The sequence below is a fragment of the Johannesbaptistia floridana genome, from assembly GCF_057440575.1.
On sequence record NZ_JALKVM010000041.1, the window covers coordinates 1 to 4,018 of the forward strand.

At 34.2% G+C, this 4,018-nt stretch carries 3 protein-coding genes; all 3 read left to right on the forward strand.

Going from position 1 to position 4,018, the window contains the following annotated elements:
* Nucleotides 1–176: 176 nt before the first annotated feature.
* The 3 genes from MW688_RS03015 (at nucleotide 177) to MW688_RS03025 (ending at nucleotide 3,828) form a co-directional block, all read left to right on the forward strand.
* Nucleotides 177–704: a GNAT family N-acetyltransferase gene (locus tag MW688_RS03015; RefSeq protein ID WP_486734435.1), complete on the forward strand. Its 528-nt coding sequence runs from the start codon at nucleotides 177–179 to the stop codon at nucleotides 702–704.
* Nucleotides 705–766: 62 nt separating this feature from the next.
* Nucleotides 767–2,776, forward strand: a complete 2,010-nt coding sequence (locus MW688_RS03020; RefSeq protein ID WP_486734436.1) for an NAD-binding protein — start codon at nucleotides 767–769, stop codon at nucleotides 2,774–2,776.
* Between the two features lie 53 nt (nucleotides 2,777–2,829).
* Nucleotides 2,830–3,828: a PPC domain-containing protein gene (locus tag MW688_RS03025; protein ID WP_486734437.1), complete on the forward strand. Its 999-nt coding sequence runs from the start codon at nucleotides 2,830–2,832 to the stop codon at nucleotides 3,826–3,828.
* The last annotated feature ends 190 nt before the right edge of the window (nucleotides 3,829–4,018 follow it).

Sequence of the window (4,018 nt, forward strand, 5' to 3'; positions counted from 1 at the left end):
AAAGCCTCAAGTTCACCAATAAAAATACCAATTTTTATTGATGATGGTGAAGAATGTGGTCATGGCGACTGACTTTTTTGGGTGTTGGTAGGATTATTTAGTTACTACCTATGCTACTACTTTTTTGATTATATTTATTTTATAATCAAAAAAGTTTTTTTATAGCAGTACAAAAAATGGAAATTCGGGAAGCAAATATCAAAGATTCTGAAGGTATTAAAAACCTTCACTTGCAGGCATTTGATAATTCAGAAGCGCAATTGGTCTCTGATTTAGCAGTAAATTTATTACAAGAAAAAGCCTCAATTGATCTAATTTCACTAGTTGCAGTAAATAATGAAGCAATAATAGGTCACATTACCTTTAGCCCGGTATTTTTAGAGAGCACTAATGAACACTTTGGTTATATTTTAGCACCATTAGCAGTATATCCGACTTACCAAAACAAAGGAGTTGGTTCTAGAATTGTCAAAGGTGGCTTAGAGATTATTTCCTCTTTAGGGGCATTTATAGTTTTTGTTTATGGCGATCCTAGATATTATTCCAGGTTTGGCTTCAAAACACAAATTGCTGAAAATTTTACTCCTCCCTATACCCTTGAGTATCGAGAAGGTTGGCAAGGGATGAAGTTGAATTCTAGTGTTTTTCCTGAGGGGGGTAAATTTAGATGTGTCAATTCTCTGAATGATCCTCAATTATGGTAGGTCTAGCAACTTACTTACTTCATCAGGGATTGATTAAATACTACACAAATAATTTATTATGAGTGAACAAACAAATAGGAGAAAAAGTAGTTAAAAATATGAATATGTTCCTAATTTGTGGTTTAGGTAGTCTAGGTCAAAATTGTGTAGTTGCCCTCAAAGAATTTGGCGTTCCTGTAATTGCTATTGAACAGGAAATACCCCATCAATGGGAAATAAATAATTTACAGGGATTATTAGACAACTTAATAGTTGGAGATTGTCGTAATCGCGAAGTTTTGCAACGAGCCAAAATAGAGCAATGTCGTTCAATTTTAATTGTTACTAGTGATGAAGAAGTAAATATAGAAACAGCAATTATTGCTAGAGAAATTAATAGTAATATACGCATTATTGTTCGTTCTTCTCAAGAAAATTTAAATCAATTACTCCAACAACAATTAGGTAACTTTTTCGCTGATGAACCTGCCCATTTGACGGCTTCTGCATTTGCTTTAGCTGGCTTAGCTAATGAAGCGATTGGTTTTTTTAAAATAGATAACCAAAGATTACAAATAATAACTAAAACTATAAAATCAGGGGATATATGGTCTGACCTTCGTAAAGTTCATGAAATTAATACCTCCAAAAGAAGAGTAATAGCACATTATTCTTTATCAGCACCTTTATTCTGTGATTTTAATCAATGGAATTCAGAAATAACTTTACGTCCAGGAGATACTTTAGTCTATGTAGAAATAGTAGAAGAATTTTCCCTACGTCGTCAGCGTCAACGTTCTAGATTTCCCCGTTTAATTAATTTTTGGCAAAATTTTCTTGGGGAGATTAAACAATTTATTAGATTTAATTTTTTACGTCAAATTCGCAGTATTGCTATAGTGTCTGGTATAATAATAATAATTTTACTGATAGTTGGTACTTTTTTATTCCAAAAATTTTATCCAGATACTAATATTATTTACGCTTTTTATGCAACTGCAATTTTACTTTTAGGGGGATACGCCGACTTATTTGGACAACTAGAACCAATTACCAATATACCTCCTTGGTTACAATTATTTGCTTTGAGTTTAACAGTTATTGGTACTGTTTTTGTTGGAATATTATATGCCTTGATTACCGAGAATCTGTTATCATCAAAATTTGAATTAGTTTTAAACCGTCCTCCCATACCAAGTCAAGAACACTTAGTATTAGTTGGTTTAGGAAAAATTGGTCAAAGAGTTGCTAGAGTTTTACAAGAATTAAAAGAATCACTGGTTGCTATTAGCTTTAATACAGATTTTGAACGCACTAATTTACCGAATATTCCTTTAGTAATAGATAATTTACAACAGGCTTTAAATAAAGCTAATTTTCAACAAGCTAAAAGCATAATTATTATGACCAGTAACGAAATGTTAAATCTAGAAATTGCTCTAACAGCACGCAAATTTAATCCTAGAAGTCGTTTAGTTATTGGTAGTTATAAACAAGGGGTAAGTTCTCAACTCAGCCGAATTCTCGACAATACACAGGTGATTGCTACTTATACTGTAGCAGCAGAAGCTTTTGCTGGAGCGGCTTTTGGGGAGAATATCCTCTCACTATTTCGTCAAAATAATCAAACTATCCTAATTACTGAATATCAAATAGAAGCCGATGATACTCTCAACGGTTTAATCATCTCAGAAATAAACTATGGCTACAAGGTGATGGTGATTCTCTATCAAAGTTCAAATAATAACCCCCCTGTATATATTCCTATAGAGGACATACGAGTATTCCCAGGAAATCGTCTAGTAGTTTTAGCTACAACAGATAGTTTACAAAAGATTGAAAAAGGAGAAATTGAACTTTCATCTCGCTGTTGGCAGGTATATATCGAAAAAGCTTTGACAGAAAGCGCTTTGTTTAGTGCAGCTAATACCATCAGTAGAATTACTGGTTGCGATATAGCTTTTGCGAGGAATTTAGTCAATAATTTACCACAGGTTTTACCAATACCTCTTTATAGACATCAAGCAGAACGTTTAGTGAGAGAGTTAAAGAAATGTTTAGTACAATCTTATTTAGAAAATCTCGGATCCTAAATTTGTATTAATGGCAATTTGTTAAATTATAGATAGTGTAAGGAGTAAAAAGAATGTTTAAAATAGGAACTATAATCGGTATTTGTTTGGGTTTTGCCCCCACTAACTTCATTTTAGCTCAATCAATACAATCACCATCTTCTTTATTGTTAGCAGAAGCTGAAGTAGAAGAAACTTTTGAAAATGCTGTATTAGTAGAAATAAATCAAGCAAGGACTAATCCTCAAGCCTATGCTGATTGGCTCGAAACCCTCAAGCCATACTATAATAATAATAAGTTAGAACTTCCAGAAACAGAAGCGATCGCCACCAAAGAAGGAATAGAAGCTTTAGAGTCGGCTATAGAGTATTTACGTTCTCTTTCACCCCTAAACCCCCTGACAAGCTCTAGTAAACTAGATATAGTAGCCGAACGTATTTTAAACAGTGAAACAGATTTATCGGCAGCAAGATTAGCTCAAAGTAGAGAAAGTGTGAGTACTTTTCCCCATAATCTCAGTTATGGTGAAAATGCGAAAATAGTAGTAATGCAGTTAATTGTAGACGATGGAAACAAAGATCGCTCCAGTCGTGAAAGATTATTCCGTGAAGATTTAATGAGTAATGGCATAGCCTGCGACGAAAATCAAGAATTAACTAATGTGTGTGCGATTACTTATTCTCCCACAGCTACTGCTGAAGCAGAAACTGTGGCTACTAATTCCCCTAATCCCATACAATCAATTACAGTAATTCTACAAGAACAGGGGTCTCTCGAAGAAGGTGATGAAATTATGCCTTCTGATGATAGCTTGTACGATTTTTATACATTAGAAGGGAATGCCGGGCAATCTTTGGTAGTGATGCTAGAAAGCCAAGAATTTGATACATTTTTAGCGGTTATAGATGAAGATAATAATATCATCGAGCAAAATGACGACATCAACGAAAATGATACTAACTCTGCTCTCACCGTGACTCTCCCTAAAGACGGACGCTACTATATTATCGTTAATTCCTATGATGCTCAAGGTAGGGGAAGCTATACCCTACGTGTAGAAGATCGAGAGTGAAGTACCCCATCCTACTTCGCTCATCATGGTAGATTTTTAAAATTTTGGTGAAGGTAAGACAAGGGAGGAACGAGGACAAGGGGACAGCGTCACGGGTTAATTTAGTACAAAAATACTAGTGCTTGGTTTTAAGTTACCTCATATCTTGCACCAGAACTTATGTACTAAATTAACCTCAGAAAAAGTTCAT

Coding starts and splice junctions, on each gene's coding strand:
- MW688_RS03025 (WP_486734437.1), top strand. CDS start 2,830: ATGTTTAAAATAGGAACTATAATCGGTATTTGTTTGGGTTTTGCCCCC.
- MW688_RS03015 (WP_486734435.1), top strand. CDS start 177: ATGGAAATTCGGGAAGCAAATATCAAAGATTCTGAAGGTATTAAAAAC.